The sequence below is a fragment of the Pseudomonas sp. NY8896 genome (assembly GCF_039634505.1).
Genome location: NZ_CP132350.1, coordinates 1906184 through 1926545, shown reverse-complemented (window position 1 = coordinate 1926545; position 20362 = coordinate 1906184). Strand labels below are relative to the sequence as shown.

14 protein-coding genes are annotated in these 20362 nt (G+C 61.4%); 11 read left to right on the top strand and 3 right to left on the bottom strand.

From position 1 onward, the window contains the following. Positions 1–87 precede the first annotated feature (87 nt). Positions 88–2193: a molybdopterin-dependent oxidoreductase gene (locus Q9451_RS08605; RefSeq protein WP_345960900.1), complete on the bottom strand. Its 2106-nt coding sequence runs from the start codon at positions 2191–2193 to the stop codon at positions 88–90. A 376-nt stretch (positions 2194–2569) separates the two neighbouring features. On the opposite strand from Q9451_RS08605, the gene argF reads away from it, so the two are divergent. Next, complete coding sequence (gene argF / locus Q9451_RS08600) at positions 2570–3490, top strand: ornithine carbamoyltransferase (RefSeq protein ID WP_012273889.1); 921 nt, start codon at positions 2570–2572, stop codon at positions 3488–3490. Further along, positions 3487–4596 carry an ABC transporter ATP-binding protein gene (locus Q9451_RS08595; RefSeq protein ID WP_012273890.1) on the top strand — a complete coding sequence of 370 codons (1110 nt, stop codon included), beginning with the start codon at positions 3487–3489 and terminating at the stop codon, positions 4594–4596. Before argF ends, Q9451_RS08595 begins: the two co-directional genes overlap by 4 nt. 36 nt (positions 4597–4632) lie before the next feature. On the opposite strand, the gene ybaK is transcribed toward Q9451_RS08595, so the two are convergent. Next, on the bottom strand, positions 4633–5103 hold the full coding sequence (ybaK, locus tag Q9451_RS08590) for a Cys-tRNA(Pro) deacylase (RefSeq protein ID WP_012273891.1): 471 nt from the start codon (positions 5101–5103) through the stop codon (positions 4633–4635). A 302-nt stretch (positions 5104–5405) separates the two neighbouring features. On the opposite strand from ybaK, the gene Q9451_RS08585 reads away from it, so the two are divergent. The 4 genes from Q9451_RS08585 to glpD all read left to right on the top strand — a co-directional run bounded on the left by Q9451_RS08585 (position 5406) and on the right by glpD (position 10364). Continuing rightward, on the top strand, positions 5406–6257 hold the full coding sequence (locus tag Q9451_RS08585; RefSeq protein ID WP_012273892.1) for an MIP/aquaporin family protein: 852 nt from the start codon (positions 5406–5408) through the stop codon (positions 6255–6257). A 50-nt stretch (positions 6258–6307) separates the two neighbouring features. Continuing rightward, on the top strand, positions 6308–7807 hold the full coding sequence (gene glpK / locus Q9451_RS08580; protein ID WP_012273893.1) for a glycerol kinase GlpK: 1500 nt from the start codon (positions 6308–6310) through the stop codon (positions 7805–7807). A 101-nt stretch (positions 7808–7908) separates the two neighbouring features. Beyond that, positions 7909–8664, top strand: coding sequence for a DNA-binding transcriptional repressor GlpR (gene glpR / locus Q9451_RS08575; RefSeq protein ID WP_012273894.1), 756 nt, complete (start codon positions 7909–7911; stop codon positions 8662–8664). A gap of 173 nt (positions 8665–8837) precedes the next feature. Next, positions 8838–10364: a glycerol-3-phosphate dehydrogenase gene (glpD, locus tag Q9451_RS08570; protein ID WP_012273895.1), complete on the top strand. Its 1527-nt coding sequence runs from the start codon at positions 8838–8840 to the stop codon at positions 10362–10364. 57 nt (positions 10365–10421) lie between these two features. Here the strand turns inward: glpD and Q9451_RS08565 are convergent, their stop codons facing one another. After that, positions 10422–14801 (bottom strand): NEL-type E3 ubiquitin ligase domain-containing protein, encoded by a 4380-nt coding sequence (locus Q9451_RS08565; protein WP_071984653.1) that lies wholly within the window; start codon positions 14799–14801, stop codon positions 10422–10424. Between the two features lie 338 nt (positions 14802–15139). Between Q9451_RS08565 and Q9451_RS08560 the strand changes: the two genes are divergently transcribed. The 5 genes from Q9451_RS08560 (at position 15140) to Q9451_RS08540 (ending at position 20326) form a co-directional block, all read left to right on the top strand. Then, entirely contained in the window at positions 15140–16057 is a 918-nt protein-coding gene (locus Q9451_RS08560) for a glutamate/aspartate ABC transporter substrate-binding protein (RefSeq protein ID WP_012273897.1), read from the top strand. A 145-nt stretch (positions 16058–16202) separates the two neighbouring features. Next, positions 16203–16949: an amino acid ABC transporter permease gene (locus Q9451_RS08555; RefSeq protein ID WP_012051388.1), complete on the top strand. Its 747-nt coding sequence runs from the start codon at positions 16203–16205 to the stop codon at positions 16947–16949. Continuing rightward, positions 16950–17621, top strand: a complete 672-nt coding sequence (locus tag Q9451_RS08550) for an ABC transporter permease subunit (RefSeq protein WP_012273898.1) — start codon at positions 16950–16952, stop codon at positions 17619–17621. Beyond that, the gene (locus Q9451_RS08545) at positions 17618–18352 is read left to right on the top strand and encodes an amino acid ABC transporter ATP-binding protein (protein ID WP_012273899.1); all 735 of its coding nucleotides are present in this window, start codon (positions 17618–17620) and stop codon (positions 18350–18352) included. Before Q9451_RS08550 ends, Q9451_RS08545 begins: the two co-directional genes overlap by 4 nt. 69 nt (positions 18353–18421) lie before the next feature. Beyond that, the gene (locus tag Q9451_RS08540) at positions 18422–20326 is read left to right on the top strand and encodes an ATP-binding protein (protein ID WP_012273900.1); all 1905 of its coding nucleotides are present in this window, start codon (positions 18422–18424) and stop codon (positions 20324–20326) included. The last annotated feature ends 36 nt before the right edge of the window (positions 20327–20362 follow it).

Below are 20362 nucleotides of genomic sequence, written 5' to 3'. Positions count from 1 at the left end.
CACCTCAGCTGAACTTTCCGACGCGGTCGTCGGCACGGTGACGCATTGTATCGGAAAGCCGAGCAGCGTGCTCGGCCTTGCCGTTGCTTACGCGGCCTCTACTTGCACGGGCACGCCATTGAGGGCAGCGTTGCCGGAAACCTGATCGCGAAAGCGCTCATCGGTCAGGTCATTGGCACTCACGCCCGGTTGCGCCTGGGCGATTTGCATGTGCACGCCCTGACGGCCATGGCCATAGCCATGGGGCAAGCTGACGACCCCGGGCATCATGTCCTCGCAGGCCTGCACCTCCACTTCAAGTTCACCCGTTCGCGAGCGGATACGCACCCGCTGGCCGTCCTGCAGCTGGCGCTGCTGCAGGTCTTGCGGGTGCATCAACAACTGATGGCGTGGCTTGCCCTTCACCAGGCGATGGAAGTTGTGCATCCACGAGTTGTTGCTGCGCACATGGCGACGCCCGATCAGCAGCAGTTCGCCCGGCACAGGTGGCGTCATTTGCGCCAGGCGGTGCAAGTCATCCAGCAACACCTGGGGCGCCGCTTCGACAGTTTTGCTGGCAGTCGCCAGGCGTACAGCAAGGTTGCTGCGCAACGGCCCAAGGTCAAGCCCATGCGGATGGTTGCCCAGTGTTTCCAGAGAGAGCTGCCAAGGCGTTGCTTCACCATAGCGCCCTTTGCGCAGGGCCAGATCGATCATCTGCGCAGGCGCCCAGGTGGGTTTCAACTCCAGTTCGGCACGCCTGGCAAACGCCTGCGCCAGGCCGACGAAGATCTCCCAATCATGCAGCGCCCCCTCCGGCTTGGGCAGGATCGCCCGGTTGAAGCGGGTGACGTTACGCACGGCCAGAAGGTTGAAGGTGCTGTCGTAATGGTCGTTTTCCAGCGCCGAGGTGGAGGGCAGGATCAGATCGGCATGGCGGGTGGTCTCATTGATGTAGAGATCGATGCTGAGCATGAACTCCAGGCCATCCAGTGCCGCATCCAGCTGGCGGCCGTTAGGCGTCGACAACACGGGGTTACCGGCAACTGTCACTAATGCGCGCACCTGCCCTTCGCCAGGCGTGCGTATTTCCTCGGCCAAGGCCGCCACGGGCAATTCACCGCCGTACTCGGGCAAGCCCGACACACGGCTCTGCCAGGCATTGAAATGACCACCCGAGGTGGTCGCCACCAGGTCGACGGCAGGCTCCGTACACAACGCGCCGCCTGTGCGGTCGAGGTTGCCGGTCACCAGGTTGATCAGTTGCACCAGCCAGTGGCAGAGCGTGCCGAAGGCTTGGGTCGAGACGCCCATGCGGCCGTAGCACACTGCCCGCCCGGCAGCGGCGAGGTCGCCTGCCAGCTGGCGTATGTCGGCTGCGGCAATACCACAGTGGGCACTCACGGCCTGCAGCAGGTGCGCAATGGCCTCGCGCACCTGCTGCAGGCCGCTGACCGGTAAGTGCGACCCCCGCGCCAGGCCTTCTTCGAACAGGGTGTTCAGCAAGCCGCACAACAGGGCTGCATCGCCACCGGGGCGAATGAACAGATGAGTGTCAGCCATTGCCGCCGTTTCGCTACGCCGTGGGTCAATCACCACCAGCCGCCCACCACGCGCCCGCAGGGCCTTCAGACGCTTTTCCACGTCCGGCACGGTCATGATGCTGCCATTGGAGGCCAGCGGGTTGCCGCCAAGAATCAGCATGAAGTCGGTATGGTCGATGTCCGGGATCGGCAGCAGCAGACCATGGCCATACATCAGGTGGCTGACCAGGTGTTGCGGCAACTGGTCCACTGACGTGGCTGAGAAACGGTTGCGGGTCTTGAGCAGGCCCAAGAAGTAGTTGCTGTGGGTCATCAAGCCGTAGTTGTGCACGCTCGGGTTGCCCTGGTAGACCGCCACGGCATTGCGCCCATGGGCTTGCTGAACCGCCCACAATTTCTCGGCAGCCAGTGCGAACGCTTCGTCCCAGCCAATCGGCTGCCAATGCTCGCCTACTCGCTTGTGTGGCTGGCGCAGGCGATCCGGATCATTCTGAATGTCCTGCAACGCCACAGCCTTGGGGCAGACATGGCCACGGCTGAACGGGTCCAGCGGGTCGCCCTTGATGGAGCTGATCAACGCCCGCCCATCGTCTTCGTGACTGACTTCGATGTTCAATCCGCAGATCGCTTCGCACAGGTGACAGGCACGGTGATGCAGGGTCTTGGTCATGGCCGCCTCTGCCTTGTTGTTGTCCAGCAGTGACTATGCGCTCACCCCCAGCCCACAGCCAGTGCGCTTCGCCGCGTGAATCCACCGACATCAGGCGCACGATTTGCGACAGCCATTTGCCAAATTGCCAGCAAGCCGTGTACAACCTTGGTGTAGCAAATAAAAAACAGCACGGGCCAACGGGTAAAGACACCCTTTGCAACACCCTTTGCAATCAGGCCACTGTTTCCCCCCTTGGCTTCAGGCGACATTTACTTATAGTATTGCGCCTTTCCCTATTTCGTCCGCCCCGTGCGGCTTACGCCGCAGGTCACTCCCGTTGTCAAAAAAAACCATACGGTCGACCTGCATACCGTTGCAGATAAGGTAGTCAATCATGAGCGCTAGGCACTTTCTCTCCCTGCTGGACTTCACCACCGACGAATTGCTCGGGGTGATCCGCCGCGGCATCGAGCTGAAGGACTTGCGCAAACGAGGCGTGTTGTTCGAGCCGCTGAAGAACCGCGTACTGGGCATGATCTTCGAGAAGTCCTCCACCCGCACCCGCGTGTCGTTCGAAGCCGGAATGATCCAGCTTGGCGGTCAGGCCATCTTCCTGTCCCCGCGCGACACCCAGCTGGGCCGTGGCGAGCCGATCGGCGACAGTGCCATCGTGCTGTCGAGCATGCTTGACGTGGTGATGATCCGTACCCACGCCCACAGCACGCTGACCGAGTTCGCTGCCAAATCGCGCGTGCCGGTGATCAATGGCCTGTCCGACGAGTCGCACCCGTGCCAGTTGCTGGCCGACATGCAGACCTTCCTCGAGCACCGCGGCTCGATCCAGGGCAAGACCGTGACCTGGATCGGCGATGGCTTCAACATGTGCAACTCCTATATCGAAGCCGCCAGGCAGTTCGATTTCCAGCTGCGCATCGCCTGCCCCGAAGGCTACGAGCCGGATCAACGCTTCATGGCGCTGGGCGGTGACCGCGTGCAGATCATCCGTGATGTCAAGCAAGCCGTGCGCGATGCACACCTTGTGGTCACCGATGTCTGGACTTCCATGGGTCAGGAGGAGGAAACTGCACGGCGCCTGGCGCATTTCGCGCCTTACCAGGTCACTCGCGAACTGCTCGACCTGGCGGCACCCGATGTCCTCTTCATGCACTGCCTACCCGCCCACCGTGGCGAGGAAATCAGCCAGGACCTGCTCGACGACCCACGGTCGGTCGCCTGGGACGAGGCTGAAAACCGCCTGCATGCACAGAAGGCGCTTCTCGAATTCCTTGTAGAACCGGCTTACCACCACGCATGAGTCAACCCCTACTGCTCAACCTGCGCAACCTCGCCTGCGGTTATGGCGATCAGCGCATCGTCCAGAATCTCAACCTGCACCTGAACGCAGGCGACATTGGTTGCCTGCTCGGTTCGTCCGGTTGCGGGAAAACCACCACGCTGCGCGCGATTGCCGGTTTCGAACCGGTGCACGACGGCGAGATCCAGCTGGCCGGCGAAGTCATTTCCCGTGCAGGCTTCACCCTGGCCCCGGAAAAGCGTCGCATCGGCATGGTGTTTCAGGACTATGCGCTGTTCCCGCACCTGACCGTGGCGCAGAACATTGCCTTCGGCATCGCCAAGCACCCACGCCAGGCCGCCGTCATCGAAGAGATGCTGGAACTGGTCAAGCTGGGCGGCCTGGGCGGGCGTTACCCGCATGAGCTGTCTGGTGGCCAGCAGCAGCGGGTCGCCCTGGCCCGTGCGCTGGCGCCTGAACCCCAGTTGTTGTTGCTGGACGAGCCGTTCTCCAACCTCGACGTGGAATTGCGCCGGCGCCTGAGCCATGAGGTTCGCGACATTCTCAAAAGCCGCGGTACCAGCGCCATCCTGGTTACCCATGACCAGGAAGAAGCCTTTGCCGTCAGCGATCAGGTTGGCGTGTTCAAGGAGGGCCGCCTGGAACAGTGGGACACGCCCTACAACCTTTACCACGAACCGCAAACGCCGTTCGTGGCCAGCTTCATTGGGCAGGGGTACTTCATCCGTGGGCAGATGAGCAGCCATGAGGCCGTCAATACCGAGCTGGGTGAACTGCGCGGCAACCGTGCCTACATCATGGCACCAGGCAGCTCGGTGGATGTGCTGCTGCGGCCCGACGATATCGTGCATGCACCCGGCAGTTCACTGCAGGCGAACATCGTCGGCAAGAGCTTCCTGGGGGCATCGACCCTGTACCGCCTGCAACTGCCTACCGGCAGCCAGCTGGAGGCGATCTTCCCTAGCCATAACGACCATCAGGTCGGCGAAGATGTGGGGATTGCGGTGAAGGCCGATCACCTGGTGCTGTTCCCGGTGCCGGGCAGTGTGGCGGCGCAATTGCCACGGCAAGAGAATGGCGTTCGTCGGTACAGTTCGGCGACCTGATTCGAAATCTCGGGGCCGCCTTGCGGCCCAGAAATCTCAGCCCCGACCGATGCCGGCAAATTTGCCCTGGGTATGCTCGGCCAGCACCGCCGCCGCCAACTCCACTTCCAACCCACGCCGTCCAGCACTGACATGGATGGTTGCGAAGTTCTGCGCTGATTCGTCAATGAACGTACGCAGCCGTTTCTTCTGCCCCAGCGGGCTGATACCGCCTACCAGGTAACCCGTGGCCCGTTGCGCCGCCGCAGGGTCCGCCATCTCGCACTTCTTCACCCCGGCAGCATGGGCCAAGGCCTTGAGGTCCAAGGTACCTACCACAGGCACGACCGCTACCAGCAACTCCCCTTTCTCGCTGCTAGCCAGCAAGGTCTTGAACACCTGTTGCGGGTCGAGCCCGAGCTTTTCCGCCGCCTCCAGGCCATACGACGCCGACTTGGGGTCATGTTCATAACTGTGCACACGGTGCTCGGCGCGGTGCTTCTTCAACAGGTCTAGGGCGGGGGTCATGCAAGGGCTCCGGTCTGGGACGGCTCGGCGGCTACTTTAGGACAAATCCCACATCCCAGCCAGCGCACCACAATCGCGCGCCTCTACTACGGGGATTCGAAGCGGATTTTAGCGACCATATCGTGACTGGTCGTTCACTTTCGACCTTTGACATCAGCGTTTCTTGTCTATATTTTTTCGTTTCTGAATAAACACTGCACTTTTAAGGTGCATTCCTACATCTGCCCGGGGTCAATGGGGATAGACACCGGGCTTTGCTGTCGAGCGCCACGCGCCTCACAACAAAAAAAACGAGGTCATACATGACGACTGCTCTACGCCAACCCACGTTGTCCAGCCAATGCCTGGCCGAGTTCCTGGGCACTGCCCTGCTCATCTTCTTTGGCACCGGCTGCGTCGCCGCGCTCAAGGTCGCGGGCGCCAGCTTCGGGCTGTGGGAAATCAGCATCATCTGGGGCGTAGGCGTGAGCATGGCCATCTACTTCAGTGCCGGTATTTCAGGTGCGCACCTGAACCCGGCGGTGAGCATCGCCCTCACCCTGTTCGCCGGGTTCGACAAGCGCAAGCTGCCCTTCTACATGCTGGCCCAGGTGTGCGGCGCCTTCTGTGGCGCGGCGCTGGTGTACACGCTGTACAGCAACCTGTTCTTCGATTTCGAACAAGCCCACGCCATGCTGCGCGGCAGTGAAGCCAGCCTGGAGCTGGCCTCGGTGTTCTCCACCTACCCACACCCGTCCCTGTCCACCGGCCAGGCATTTGCGGTCGAAGTGGTGATCACGGCCATTTTGATGGCCGTGATCATGGCCCTGACCGACGACAACAACGGCCTGCCGCGCGGAGCCATGGCGCCGCTGCTGATCGGCCTGTTGATTGCGGTGATCGGGAGCGCCATGGGCCCATTGACCGGCTTCGCGATGAACCCGGCCCGCGATTTCGGGCCAAAACTCATGACCTTCCTGGCCGGTTGGGGCGAAATCGCCTTCACTGGCGGACGGGACATTCCGTATTTCCTGGTTCCGGTGTTCGCACCGATCCTTGGCGCCTGCCTGGGTGCCGCGACGTATCGCGGCCTGATTGCCCGCAACTTGCCAATGTCGCCTGCCGCGAACCCTGAGACAAATGACAATCGCCAGGGCGATACTCAAGTCAATTGATGCCGGCATCACGCCCAGCCCTGAACCCTTTTTTTGCAAGGCCTACGACCATGACAGACACCCAGGACAAGCACTACATCATCGCCCTGGACCAGGGCACCACCAGTTCGCGGGCGATTATCTTCGACCGTGATGCCAACGTGGTGGGCACCTCCCAGCGCGAGTTCGCCCAGCACTACCCGCAGGCGGGCTGGGTCGAGCACGACCCGATGGAGATCTTCGCCACACAGAGCGCGACCATGGTCGAGGCCTTGGCCCAGGCTGGTATCAGCCACGCCCAGGTCGCCGCGCTGGGCATTACCAACCAGCGCGAAACCACCGTGGTATGGGACAAGGAAACCGGGCGCCCGGTGTACAACGCCATTGTCTGGCAGTGCCGCCGCAGCACCGAGATCTGTGCCCAGCTCAAGCGTGACGGCCATGAAGCGTACATTCGTGAAACCACCGGCCTGGTCACCGACCCGTACTTCTCCGGTACCAAGCTGAAGTGGATCCTCGACAATGTCGAAGGCGCCCGTGAACGCGCCGAGCGTGGCGAACTGTTGTTCGGCACCATCGACACCTGGCTGATCTGGAAGTTTTCGGGTGGCAAGGTGCACGTCACCGACTACACCAACGCCTCGCGCACGCTGATGTTCAACATCCACAGCCTGCAGTGGGACGACAAACTGCTGGAAATCCTGGGCATCCCGCGGCAGATGCTGCCCGAGGTGCGCCCGTCCTCGGAAGTGTACGGCCACACCAAGAGCGGCATCGCCATCGCCGGTATCGCCGGAGACCAGCAGTCGGCACTGTTCGGCCAGATGTGCGTGGAGCCAGGCCAGGCCAAGAATACCTACGGCACCGGCTGCTTCCTGCTGATGAACACCGGCGACCAGGCGGTGAAGTCGTCCCATGGCCTGCTCACCACCATTGCCTGCGGCCCACGCGGTGAAGTGGCCTATGCGCTGGAAGGCGCGGTATTCAACGGTGGTTCCACCGTGCAATGGCTACGTGACGAACTGAAGATCGTCAACGACGCCTTGGATACCGAGTACTTCGCCAGCAAGGTCAAGGACAGCAACGGCGTCTACCTGGTGCCAGCCTTCACCGGCCTGGGTGCCCCGTACTGGGACCCGTATGCCCGTGGTGCACTGTTCGGCCTGACTCGCGGCGTGAAGGTGGACCACATCATCCGCGCCGCGCTGGAATCGATCGCCTACCAGACCCGCGACGTGCTCGACGCCATGCAGCAGGACTGCGGCCAGCACCTGTCCGAGCTGCGCGTGGACGGCGGTGCGGTGGCCAACAACTTCCTCATGCAGTTCCAGGCAGACATCCTCGGCACCTGCGTGGAACGGCCACAGATGCGCGAAACCACGGCGCTGGGCGCCGCCTACCTGGCGGGCCTGGCCTGTGGCTTCTGGAGCGGCCTGGACGAGCTGCGCGACAAGGCGATCATCGAGCGCGAGTTCAGCCCGCAGCTGGACGAAACGCAGAAAGAGAAGCTGTATGCCGGCTGGAAGAAGGCGGTCGAGCGAACCCGTGACTGGGAAGACCACGAGGCATAACGCTTGTTGGGGCCGCCACGCGGCCCCAATCGTCTACTGGCCGTCATCCCCTTCCTACGGCATTATTGCAGAATTTGTCCGGCTGCCCCAAAGGACCGCCCATGAATCTGCCCCCTCGCCAACAACAAATCCTCGAACTGGTGCGCGATCGCGGTTACGTCAGTATCGAAGAAATGGCGCAGCTGTTCGTCGTGACACCGCAAACCATTCGCCGTGATATCAACCAGCTGGCCGAGCTCAATCTGCTACGTCGCTACCACGGTGGCGCGGCCTACGACTCGAGCATCGAGAACACTGCCTACGCCATGCGTGCCGACCAGATGCGCGACGAAAAGCAGCGCATAGCCGATGCCGTGGCTCGGCAGATTCCCGACCACGCCTCGCTGTTCATCAACATCGGTACCACCACCGAATCGATTGCCCGGGCACTGCTCAACCACAACCACCTGAAAGTCATCACCAACAACCTGCATGTGGCTGCAATTCTGGCCGCCAAGGACGATTTCGAAGTGCTGGTGGCGGGTGGCACGGTGCGCCGTGATGGTGGCGTGGTTGGCCAGGCCAGCGTCGACTTCATCAACCAGTTCAAGGTCGACTTCGCCCTGGTGGGCATCAGTGGCATCGACGAAGATGGCAGCCTACTCGATTTCGACTATCAGGAAGTGCGGGTATCCCAGGCGATCATCGCCAATGCCAGGCAAGTGATCCTTGCCGCCGACTCCAGCAAGTTCGGGCGCAACGCCATGGTGCGCCTGGGTTCGATCAGCCTGGTCGATTGCCTGGTGACCGACCAGGCGCCAACCCCCGCCCTCACTCAGTTGCTCAACCAGTACAAGATCCGCCTCGAAGTGGTTTGAGCCGAAGCGGGCTGCCAAGCGGCCCGCAATTTTCGTAAATGTTCACTTTATTGTCATCTGATCAGTTTTTTCTATAGAGACTGACTGGCGACGGGCTTTCTGTTGCGTTAGTATTTTCGGAAACGAACATAAATGTTCATATTCGATGTGAACAGCCTCAGGAGGCCTTGCCCGTGTCCCAGCCCGTTTCGTCCCAGCCCCCACTCGCCGACTGCTATGACCTCGCTGTGATCGGTGGTGGTATCAATGGCGTGGGCATCGCTGCCGACGCCGCTGGGCGCGGCCTCAAGGTGTTCCTCTGCGAAAAGGACGACCTGGCCCAGCACACCTCGTCGGCCAGCAGCAAGTTGATCCACGGTGGCCTGCGCTACCTGGAACACTACGAGTTTCGCCTGGTGCGCGAAGCACTGGCCGAGCGTGAAGTACTGCTGGCCAAGGCACCGCACATCGTCAAGCCGATGCGCTTCGTGTTGCCACATCGCCCGCACCTGCGCCCTGCGTGGATGATTCGTGCTGGCCTGTTCCTGTATGACCACCTGGGCAAGCGCAAGCGCCTGGGCGCTTCGCGCAGCCTGCGCTTTGGCCCGGGATACCCGCTCAAGCCAGCGATCAGCCGCGGTTTCGAATACGCCGACTGTGCCGTGGATGACGCCCGCCTGGTGGTGCTCAATGCCATGGCCGCCCGTGAGCACGGTGCGCACATCCACACGCGCACCCGCTGCCTGCGCGCCGAGCGCGTCGATGGCCTGTGGCAGGTTGAACTGCAGCACGCCGACGGCAGCCTGCAGACCCTTCGCGCCCGCGCCCTGGTCAACGCCGCCGGCCCATGGGTCGCCAGCTTCATCAAGGACGACCTCAAGCTCGATGCGCCTTATGGCATTCGCCTGATCCAGGGCAGCCACATCATCGTTCCGCGCCTGTACGAGGGCGAACATGCCTACATCCTGCAGAACGAAGACCAGCGCATTGTTTTTTGCATCCCCTATCTGGAACGTTTCACCCTGATCGGCACCACCGACCGCGAATACAGTGGCGACCCTGCTCAAGTGAAAATCACCGAGGGAGAAACGGATTACCTGCTCAAGGTGGTGAACCAGCATTTCAACCATCAGATCAGCCGTGCCGATATCCTGCACACTTACTCCGGCGTTCGCCCGCTGTGCAACGACGAATCGGACAACCCTTCGGCCGTGACCCGCGACTACACCCTTGCGCTGTCCGCAGGCGATGGCCAGGCACCGTTACTGTCGGTATTCGGTGGCAAGCTCACCACCTATCGCAAGCTGGCAGAATCGGCAATGGGCGAGCTCAAGCCATTCTTCACCGAGATGCGCGGCAGCTGGACGGCTGAAAGCCCGCTACCGGGCGGCGAGAACATGACCGACGCACAGGCGCTGGTCGATGCGTTGCTGGCACGCCATCACTGGTTACCCATGGACATTGCCAAACGTTGGGCTACCACATACGGCAGCCGCGCATGGCAACTGCTGGACGGTGTTCAAGGGCCGGTGGACCTCGGCCAGGCAATCGGCGGTGGCTTGTTCACACGCGAGGTGGATTACCTGCGCAACGAAGAATGGGCGCTGACGGCCGACGATATTCTGTGGCGGCGTACCAAGCTGGGCCTTTTCACCACAGCAGCAGAGCAGCAAACCTTGAAGCAATACCTGAACGATCGCCAGGGCGTCCAGGCTGCCTGATACCACGTAGTCGCAGGGCTTCGCCAAAGGCGCTGCCCTGCGTCAGGCCTCTTTGCGCTACAGAGGCCAACGTGCATAGGCTTCTACAGTCAAACGCTTGATAAGGGCGCTTTCTTGCGTTTCCAGGAGCCGCTTCAACTCATTGCACCGGTCCAGGTACGTCTGCTCATCGAGCGCGCCGGTCTCAACTTGTGATTCGTACGTTTCCAACGTTTGGCGATGAGCATCTACCAAGGCTCTGAATCGCTCAACGTATCTCTCCCGCAGGTAATGCTGCCAGAACTCCTGTTCAGCCAACGATTGCGCCAGTTGCTCGGTGGACTCCAAAGACAGCACTTCAGCCCTGGCGATATTGATGTCTTCCACGGTCACGAAAGCATCCAGCTCATAGTGCATACGCAGCGGTTGCGCTGGCAACTGCAGAAGCCCGGCCAGCCTGACCCGGTACGCCAGGTAGGTTTCGATGTCATCGATTCGCTCCAGGTTTCTCGGATGATTCGCGTTCACCTCCCTGAGCCACACCAGTTTGCGTGCGGCGATCCTGTCCACCTGTTGCAAGCGATACAGCGAACGCCCAAGCCTCATCAAAGCTGCTTCACTCTGCCCCTGGGCGAGGCCCGCCGTCTGTCGATGAACCAGCACACGCGTTTCCATCTGGCTGAACAGCCACAGCAGCCTGTCCTCACAGGTGGCCCGCCCGCCTGCCTGCTCGAACAACAACTCGCGCAACTCGCTGTTCTGCTCGCATGCCTCGATGATGCCCCAGGCCCTCGCCCGGTAGTACGCGGGGTATTTCCGATAATCCGGACCGCGTGCGAAATCACGCAAAAAGTTGAAGAAGTCATTCGAGCCTACCTCGCTGCGCAGGTTGCTCCACAACGCCTCGCGCTCTGTGCGCAACGGGCCAGTCGCGCCGACGAGCCACTCTGCCTGCTCGGCCTGCAGATCCCCATGATGACGGTAGGCAGGGTTGTGTTGAACCGTGTGCCGCGCAGCACTCGAAGGCCCCGGTTGTTCCTCCAGCAATGCCTCACTGGCTTCATCCAGTGGATTATCGTGCAGCGCCATTTGCTGCAAGCGGGCGCGCAGGCCCACAAGGTCGCGATTGACTTGCCGAATACGGTTGTCACGCAAGTCGGCGATACCGCGCCAAGGCAATTGCTCAATGCCTGCGGGCAACTGTTCAATATTTGCCGCTCGCAACCCCAACTGGCGCACGTTCAATAACCGCCTTACCTGCGGAGCATTGCCCAACGGGTTGTAATTGAGCTCTATCCTTTCCAGATTGAGCAACGCATTAAGGCGTCGGCTGTCCGCCGGGGTCATCACGATCTGGTTGTTATCCAGACGCAACAGGCGAAGTTCGGTCAAATGCTCTATACCCGGTGGTACCGATACCAGTCGGTTATTGCGCAGATCAAGCTGCCTCAACTGCGGGAAGCGCCGTAAAAAGTCAGCGTCGATGCTCTCTAGATCCATGTTACGCAACGCCAAGCGAGTAACATGCCCGAAGCTGATACCCGCAGGCAGCTCAGGCAGGCTACCCACGCGTTCGCCGCTGATTTCCAGCGCATAACTGCCATCCCCCCGGCGTCTAAGCTTGCGGCGCCAGCAACGCCGGATCGCGTTGCTCACCCGGCTGCGCCTTAGAAGGTCCAGCATGTTTGCATACCCGGCTCGCCAACCCGCCAGGGCCTCACGCAAGGCACGCCATTGCTGAAACAGCGCTTGGTAGTGTGACCACGGGTCAACCCGCTCGGTAACCAGGCTGAGCATGTACTGCTGCAGTTGCGCGTCGTCGAGCGTTGGAAAGATCTGCGAAATGCCGCGCCTGGCAGCTTGGCCACGGCTTTCTCCCCGGCCACTGAGTGGGTAGCCGAGCCGGCCATCGGCAAACCGCACAGGAGGACGCACACCACCGGAAATAGGCACCTGGCCTATTAGCCTTGATGCGAGGTCGCGGTGCATACGGGCGTGCCCCGCCAGCCGTTCGACCAGTTGCTGTTCGTTCAGCAGTGGACCGCCGAGGGCGACTTTCTGCTCGTCACTCATGCACAACAGAAGCGCGTGCATCAGGCTGTCGGTAGGTGCGGCTACGGGGCGAGGATCAACCGTCAGGTCATGGATGCGATAGGCCTGCTCTTCTCGCACGATGCACATCACCTCTGTTGCCGAGTCTGCACCTGCTTGTCCCAGCAAAGTGCCCTGTGCCGAGCCCACGCGAAGCTCGACGCGCAACGCTTCTGGCCAGGGCGCGAGCTCATGGACCAAACCGATGGCCAGCTTTTCAGTATCACCATTGACCGCCTGTCGTTGACGAAAACCGGCGCAGGCGCGATCCAACCGGCTGTCATGCAGGAACCAGCGGATACGCTCAGCCATGGCCAATGGAACTCGCCCGGTAGAACGCAATCGTTCGAGCACTTGATTGTCGACCTGCTTGCGTATCTCTTTCGCGCCGCGAACGGTAAGCCCCGGAAATGAACGCCGCATCAATGCGTCTTCCACTTCCTCGGCCTCTTGGGCGGCAGCCACCAGCAACTCCAATGCATCGGCCTGAATGGCTGGATGCAGGGTGTGCAGCCGATGGCGATCGAATGCATCCCGCAACCGTGCAGGCGCTGGCGCGTGCTCAACATGCAGTTGACGAAGCTGTGCCTCGTCAAAGCCCGTGCAATCCAGCACGGCGGTCGCCTGTTCCGCTGTCATGTCAAAAAAGTCCGCGGCCAGCCGACGTAGAAGTTGCAGCTCTCCCGTCCATTCCTGAGGCCGCTCCAGCGCATGGCGCCAGCCGCCGCTGCCGTTGCGTTCGAGTAACGGTCGATATGCCTGCTCGCGCTTCGGGTGACGAATTACCAAGTCCTTGCCATCCTGCGAGCGCGCCATCTGATAAGTGCCTTCGTGAAACTGCACTTGAGAACGCCCCAGGTGCCCCTCACTTTGCGCCATGGACAAGCCGGGAGGTTGCTCCACCCGGTATGCCGCCATGTCAGAGGAGCAGAGTTTCAATTGCCCGCTATCGAGCATCACTGGGACCAACGCTCGCACCTGCGCCGCCGCGACGCCCACCGCCGCACCCACCGCCAGGTTTTCCGCGACCGCAAACACATGCCCCAAGGCAGCCTCACGGTCTCCGAGCTGCCAATCCTGATAGCCTTCGTAGACCTCGTCGGCAATCTGAAGCGCAGCAATCCCCAACATCACCTCGCCCAGTACGGGTACGAACAATCCGGCCAGGCCTAGCAGAGTCAAGCCGGCATTTTCATAGCCGGCGAGCCGCCGGCGGCGAGCGGCGGCATCTTCGTCTCCGGTAGGCACCGCCAACACCCTGGCATCGTCGAAAATCTTGTCAATGCGCTGGGCCCGCAGATGAGCGAACAGCGGTTTGTCCAAAGGAAAATGACGACCGTCGAGTGCCAGTGCGGCTCCTTTCGCGGTCTGGGCCTGAAGGCGTTCAAGCACGGCGCTGAAAGCCATACGCTCGCGCTCGCCAATGAACCGCATGAAAAACTTGGCAAACCGTGTTTCGCGCAAGCGCAGCCCTAAATCCTGGTAGAGCGCGGCCCAGGAAGCATGCTGACGAACGGGTCGAGCAGCGTCGTCCGGTATCCAGACGATCAGCCCCGAAGGGGCGCCACCGCCATGTTCACGGCACTCGACCACCACCACACCCTGGATGCATTTGCCAAGCAAGAACAGTTGCCTGCAGGTAAGCACTGTGGTGTCGGCTGGTACGATCGGCGTGGGCGCGACAACCCTCAGCATCTGCAGGTAGCTGCGCTCATCGATGTCTGCTTTCAAAAAAGCGATGCGCACCGCCGCATCCAATGCCGTGCGCTGCGCCTCTTCAAACACAACCTCGACAGCACGCCGAGCATGGCCCGGCGTGCCGCCCGCCTCGTCAGCGGGTAACAGATGCTCTCGCAACAACCCTTGGTAGTGGCCGCCCAGGTCCAACTTACGGCAGAGCTTGGCGAACGACACGAACGAAATGGGCATCACGGCGCCTGACGCCGACTCCACCTGCCGGCGGACAACCGGCCTGGCCACGATTTCATCCTCAGCGAAATTGTGCATCGCTGCAGCCAGCAACGGCACCGCGTTCGTGCGCACCGTCCGTACCGAAGGTGGCATAGGGAAACTGCTCGGATAGAACCTGCGCTCCACAGTGCACAGCTGCGTCGAGCGCACATCGATATGGCGGTTGTGCTCCTTGTGCAAGGCCACTTCGAGGCGCGGAGCGGCAAATTTGGCCAAGCAAGGAATAGCGCTCAACAACCGATCCAACTGGTCGACACTTTGCTGCTGGCGGCTCAAAGCAAGGTTGAGCTCCTTCAGCGCATCGGCTGGCGCCTGCTTGAACCAATCGGGCAACTGCCTGGCGATCAGTGCCTCTACCGAGTCGGGTGGCAGGTCGTGCCTGGGGAAATCGCTCATGGACTGCCTCTCTATTTTGAGAAGCAGACAAGAAAGCTGAAAGAAGCCGTCATCCGGTGTTAATTAAATAGTACGCAGCTTGCGCCCCGTCGATTCGTTCGGATTACCGAACAACTGCATACCCATTCATTCGGGGATTCGGACGCAAATTCTGTTACATGACCACCGCTAAACTATTGATTGCCAGGTTCTGCGGGACGTTATGATCGAAATCAGGGCTTGGCACGACTCATGCTCTACACTTGGTAGCCGAGTGCAAACGCTTCTTTCTGTATTCGTTGAACGAAAGAGTCCGCCAACGGCTCCATAAAAAAAACAAACACGTCGAGGAAAATTTGATGCGTATCGTTCGTCAATTGCTGGGCGCCGCCATTGCGGCCGCTGTGATCGCTTCGCCGGCCATGGCCGAGGAGCTGACCGGCACCCTGAAGAAGATCAAGGATTCGGGCACCATCACCCTGGGCCACCGCGACTCCTCCATCCCGTTTTCCTACCTGGCCGGCAAGCCCGAGCCCGTGGGTTATTCGCATGACATCCAACTGGCTGTCGTCGATGCCCTGAAGAAGCAACTGGGGACCGACATCAAGGTCAAGTACAACCTGGTCACCTCCCAGACCCGCATCCCACTGGTGCAGAATGGCACCGTCGACCTCGAGTGCGGCTCCACCACCAACAACGTCGAGCGCCAGCAGCAAGTCGGCTTCTCGGTCGGTATCTTCGAAGTCGGTACCCGCCTGTTGACCAAGGTCAAGGACGGTCAGCCTGCATACAAAGACTTCCCGGACCTGGCTGGCAAAAACGTGGTGACCACCGCCGGCACCACCTCCGAACGCATCCTCAAGGCGATGAACGCCGACAAGCAGATGAAGATGAACGTGATTTCCGCCAAGGACCACGGTGAAGCCTTCAACATGCTCGAAAGCGGCCGCGCCGTGGCCTTCATGATGGACGACGCCCTGCTCGCCGGCGAAATGGCCAAGGCGCGCAAACCGTCGGACTGGGTCATTACCGGCACCCCACAGTCGTATGAAATCTACGGCTGCATGGTGCGCAAGGAAGACGCAGCCTTCAAGAAAGCGGTGGATGACGCCATTGTCGGTTACTTCAAGTCGGGCGAAGTCAACAAGAGCTACGAGAAGTGGTTCATGCAGCCGATCCCGCCAAAAGGCCTGAACCTGCAGTTCCAGATGAGCGACGAGCTGAAAAAACTGATCGCCGAGCCAACCGACAAGGCCGCGGACGAGAAGAAGTCCTGATCCTCAGCAATTAGTGGCCTGGTGCTCAAGCGCACGAATCAATCCTGCAGGCCACTCATTAGTGTCTAACCTTTCATCCGAGGGCGCGTGCCGCCCTTGGATGCTCGAAGGTGCCCGTGAAACAACCGTCTGAGGGGAAATCCCGATGAATTACAACTGGGACTGGGGCGTGTTCTTCAAGTCCACCGGCGTGGGCAGCGAAACCTATCTGGACTGGTACATCACCGGCCTGGGCTGGACCATCGCCATCGCCATCACCGCCTGGATCATCGCGCTGCTGCTGGGGTCGGTCCTCGGTGTCATGCGTACCGTGCCGAACCGCCTGGTATCGGGCATCGCCACCGCCTATGTGGAACTGTTCCGCAACGTGCCACTGCTGGTGCAGCTGTTCATCTGGTACTTCCTGGTACCAGACTTGCTGCCCGAAGGCTTGCAGGAGTGGTTCAAGCAGGACCTCAACCCGACCACCTCGGCACTGATCAGCGTGGTCATCTGCCTGGGCCTGTTCACCGCAGCCCGTGTCTGCGAGCAAGTACGTACCGGTATTCAGGCGCTACCCAAAGGCCAGGAAGCCGCTGCCCGCGCCATGGGCTTCAGCCTCCCGCAGATCTACAACAACGTGCTGCTGCCGCAGGCTTACCGCATCATCATTCCGCCGCTCACCTCCGAGTTTCTCAACGTCTTCAAGAACTCCTCGGTGGCGTCGCTGATCGGCCTGATGGAACTGCTGGCGCAGACCAAGCAAACCGCCGAATTCTCCGCCAACCTGTTCGAGGCGTTCACCTTGGCCACGCTGATCTACTTCACCCTGAACATGGGCCTGATGCTGCTCATGCGCATGGTCGAGAAAAAAGTCGCCGTGCCCGGCCTGATCTCCGTGGGGGGCAAGTAAATGGATATGGATTTCAGCGAAATCATCCCTGCCCTGCCTGCCCTGTGGGACGGCATGGTCATGACCCTGCAGCTGATGGTCATGGGTGTTGTCGGCGGTATCGCACTGGGCACCATCCTGGCACTGATGCGCCTGTCCTCGAGCAAACTGCTGTCACGTCTGGCAGGTGCGTACGTCAACTACTTCCGCTCGATCCCGCTGCTGCTGGTGATCACCTGGTTCTACCTGGCCGTGCCGTTCGTGCTGCGCTGGATTACCGGCGAAGACACGCCGGTCGGCGCGTTCACCTCCTGCGTGGTCGCTTTCATGATGTTCGAGGCCGCGTACTTCTGCGAAATCGTCCGTGCCGGCGTGCAGTCGATCTCCAAGGGCCAGATGGGCGCCGCGCAAGCGCTGGGCATGAACTACGCGCAGACCATGCGCCTGATCATCCTGCCCCAGGCGTTCCGCAAGATGACCCCACTGCTGCTGCAGCAGAGCATCATCCTGTTCCAGGACACCTCGCTGGTCTACACCGTGGGCCTGGTGGACTTCCTCAACTCGGCACGTTCCAACGGCGACATCATCGGGCGCTCACATGAGTTCCTGATCTTCGCCGGCGTCGTCTACTTCATCATCAGCTTCTCCGCTTCGTGGCTGGTCAAGCGCCTGCAAAAAAGGATCACCGTATGATTTCCATCAAGAACGTCAACAAGTGGTACGGCGACTTCCAGGTACTGACCGACTGCAGCACCGAGGTCAAGAAAGGTGAAGTGGTGGTGGTCTGCGGCCCGTCGGGCTCGGGCAAGTCCACCTTGATCAAGTGCGTCAACGCGCTGGAGCCGTTCCAGAAGGGCGATATCGTGGTCGATGGCACCTCGATCGCCGACCCGAAGACCAACCTGCCCAAGCTGCGCTCGCGCGTTGGCATGGTGTTCCAGCACTTCGAGCTGTTCCCGCACCTGACCATCACCGAGAACCTGACCATCGCCCAGCGCAAGGTCCTGGGCCGCAGCGAGGCTGAAGCCACCAAGAAGGGCCTGGCCCTGCTCGACCGTGTAGGCCTCAGCGCCCATGCCAAGAAGCACCCAGGCCAGCTCTCCGGCGGCCAGCAGCAGCGCGTTGCAATCGCCCGCGCCCTGGCCATGGACCCGATCGTCATGCTGTTCGACGAACCCACCTCGGCACTGGACCCGGAAATGGTCAGCGAGGTCTTGGACGTGATGGTGCAACTGGCCCACGAAGGCATGACCATGATGTGCGTGACCCACGAAATGGGCTTTGCCCGCAAGGTCGCCAACCGGGTCATCTTCATGGACAAGGGCAGCATCATCGAAGACTGCACCAAGGAAGAGTTCTTCGGTGACCAAAGCGCCCGCGACCAGCGCACCCAGCACTTCCTCAGCAAGATCCTGCAGCACTGATTCGGCCACAGCGTTCGCTGCCACGGGACCCACCGGGCAGCGGATGCTGGTCGTGACAAGGCCACTGTGATGAAATGCGACCCCTCGCTACTGCTCCCTGCCAAGCCTGCCGTGAATTCCCGCCTGATTCGTCAATTGCTGTTGCCGCCCCTGATCATCCTGCTGATGGTCGGCCTGGGCCTGGCCGGCTACCTGATAAGCGAAAACAACGGCATCCGCACGCTCAGCGAAAACGGCGAACGCCAATTGGAGCTGCACGCGCGCACGGTCGAAAGCGAGATCAGCAAGTACACCTACCTGCCGAGCCTGCTGGAGCTGGAAGACAGTGTCTCGCACCTGCTCACCGACCCGGATGGCGGCTCGCGCCAGACGGTCAACGAATACCTTGAGGGCCTGAACCGGCGCAGCCGCAGCCGGGCCATCTTCGTCCTCGACACCAACGGCCGGGTACAGGCGACCAGCAACTGGCGTGATGCCGACTCGTTCCTGGGTGAAGACCTGTCATTCCGCGCCTACTTCCAGACCGCTGTGCGCGGCGAGCCAGGGCGCTTCTACGGCATCGGCAGTACCACTGGCGAAGCCGGCTACTATCTGGCCCATGGCCTGGAAGAACACGGCAAGATCATTGGCGTGGCAGTGATCAAGGTGCGCCTGGACACCCTCGAAGAACGCTGGCAACGTGCCCGCCTGGAGGCGTTCGTCAGCGACGAGAACGGCATCATCATCCTCTCCAGCGACCCAGCCCGGCGCTTGAAATCGGTGCGCCCGCTGACCCCGCAAATCAAGGAACGGCTGGCGCGCAGCCTGCAGTACTACTGGTGGCCGCTGAACGAGTTGCAGCCACTGGCCCGGGAAACCCTGGCCGATGGCGTGGAAAAACTGACCTTCCCGGCCAATAGCGAAACCGCCCAGGGCAAGCCGCACGAAGTCGCCTACCTGGCACAGACCCGGCGGCTGGCCGACACGCCCTGGCATTTCACCCTGCTGACCCCGCTGCAAGACCTGCGTCGCGAGTCCATGGTGCAGGGCATACTGGTGGGCGTGGCCTTCGCCTTGCTGGCGATCCTCGGCATCGCCTGGAACGAGCGGCGCAAAGTGATCGCCACCCGCCTGGCAGCCCGCGAGGCGCTGGAAGAAGCCAACAGCCAACTGGAGCGGCGAATTGCCGAACGCACCGCCGACCTGCGCGCCAGCAACGAACGCCTGAAAGGGCAGATTCGCGAGCGCCGGCATGCCGAGCAGACCTTGCGCCACGCCCAGGATGAGCTGGTGCAGGCAGGCAAACTGGCCGCCATCGGGCAAATGTCCACCAGCATTGCCCACGAGCTGAATCAGCCACTGGCGGCGCTGCGCACCTTGTCTGGCAATACCGTGCGCTTCCTCGAACGCGGGGCGCTGGAAACCGCCAGTGCCAACCTGCGCACCATGAACGACCTGATCGACCGCATGGGCCGCATCACCGCCAGCCTGCGCTCGTTCGCCCGGCGCGGCGACGACAGCGGCCAGGCTTCACTGGCCAAGGCGGTGGAGGCTACCTTGCAGGTGCTGGCCAACCGCATCAGCGCCTGCCACCTGCAACTGCACCACCAGTTCGAGGACCAGCAACTGGCCATCGACCAAACTCGCCTGGAGCAGATTCTGGTCAACCTGATCGGCAACGCCCTCGATGCCATGGCCGCACAACCGCTCCCCGAGCTGTGGCTCGAAGGCGAGCTGCAAGGCGACAAGTACCGTTTGCAGGTGCGCGACAACGGCCACGGTATCGACGCCGAGGCGCGCAAGCACCTGTTCGAACCTTTCTTCACCACCAAACCGGGCGAACATGGCCTGGGCCTGGGCCTGACCCTGTCGGCGAGCCTTGCCGCCGCCGCCAAGGGCAGCCTGAACGTCGAGCACCCCGCCACCGGCGGCACGGCCTTCGTCCTGGCCCTGCCCCTGGTTTCTCCCCCTAGCGAATCGGCAGAGCATCCATGAACCAAGCGCCACTTACCGTCCTGATCGTCGAAGACG

Excerpts from the sequence above, each read along its gene's own strand:
- Q9451_RS08545 (WP_012273899.1), top strand. The coding sequence starts at position 17,618 with ATGATTTCCATCAAGAACGTCAACAAGTGGTACGGCGACTTCCAGGTA.
- Q9451_RS08595 (WP_012273890.1), top strand. The coding sequence starts at position 3,487 with ATGAGTCAACCCCTACTGCTCAACCTGCGCAACCTCGCCTGCGGTTAT.
- glpR (WP_012273894.1), top strand. The coding sequence starts at position 7,909 with ATGAATCTGCCCCCTCGCCAACAACAAATCCTCGAACTGGTGCGCGAT.
- Q9451_RS08605 (WP_345960900.1), bottom strand. The coding sequence starts at position 2,193 with ATGACCAAGACCCTGCATCACCGTGCCTGTCACCTGTGCGAAGCGATC.
- argF (WP_012273889.1), top strand. The coding sequence starts at position 2,570 with ATGAGCGCTAGGCACTTTCTCTCCCTGCTGGACTTCACCACCGACGAA.
- Q9451_RS08565 (WP_071984653.1), bottom strand. The coding sequence starts at position 14,801 with ATGAGCGATTTCCCCAGGCACGACCTGCCACCCGACTCGGTAGAGGCA.
- glpK (WP_012273893.1), top strand. The coding sequence starts at position 6,308 with ATGACAGACACCCAGGACAAGCACTACATCATCGCCCTGGACCAGGGC.
- Q9451_RS08560 (WP_012273897.1), top strand. The coding sequence starts at position 15,140 with ATGCGTATCGTTCGTCAATTGCTGGGCGCCGCCATTGCGGCCGCTGTG.
- Q9451_RS08555 (WP_012051388.1), top strand. The coding sequence starts at position 16,203 with ATGAATTACAACTGGGACTGGGGCGTGTTCTTCAAGTCCACCGGCGTG.
- ybaK (WP_012273891.1), bottom strand. The coding sequence starts at position 5,103 with ATGACCCCCGCCCTAGACCTGTTGAAGAAGCACCGCGCCGAGCACCGT.
- Q9451_RS08550 (WP_012273898.1), top strand. The coding sequence starts at position 16,950 with ATGGATATGGATTTCAGCGAAATCATCCCTGCCCTGCCTGCCCTGTGG.
- Q9451_RS08585 (WP_012273892.1), top strand. The coding sequence starts at position 5,406 with ATGACGACTGCTCTACGCCAACCCACGTTGTCCAGCCAATGCCTGGCC.
- Q9451_RS08540 (WP_012273900.1), top strand. The coding sequence starts at position 18,422 with ATGAAATGCGACCCCTCGCTACTGCTCCCTGCCAAGCCTGCCGTGAAT.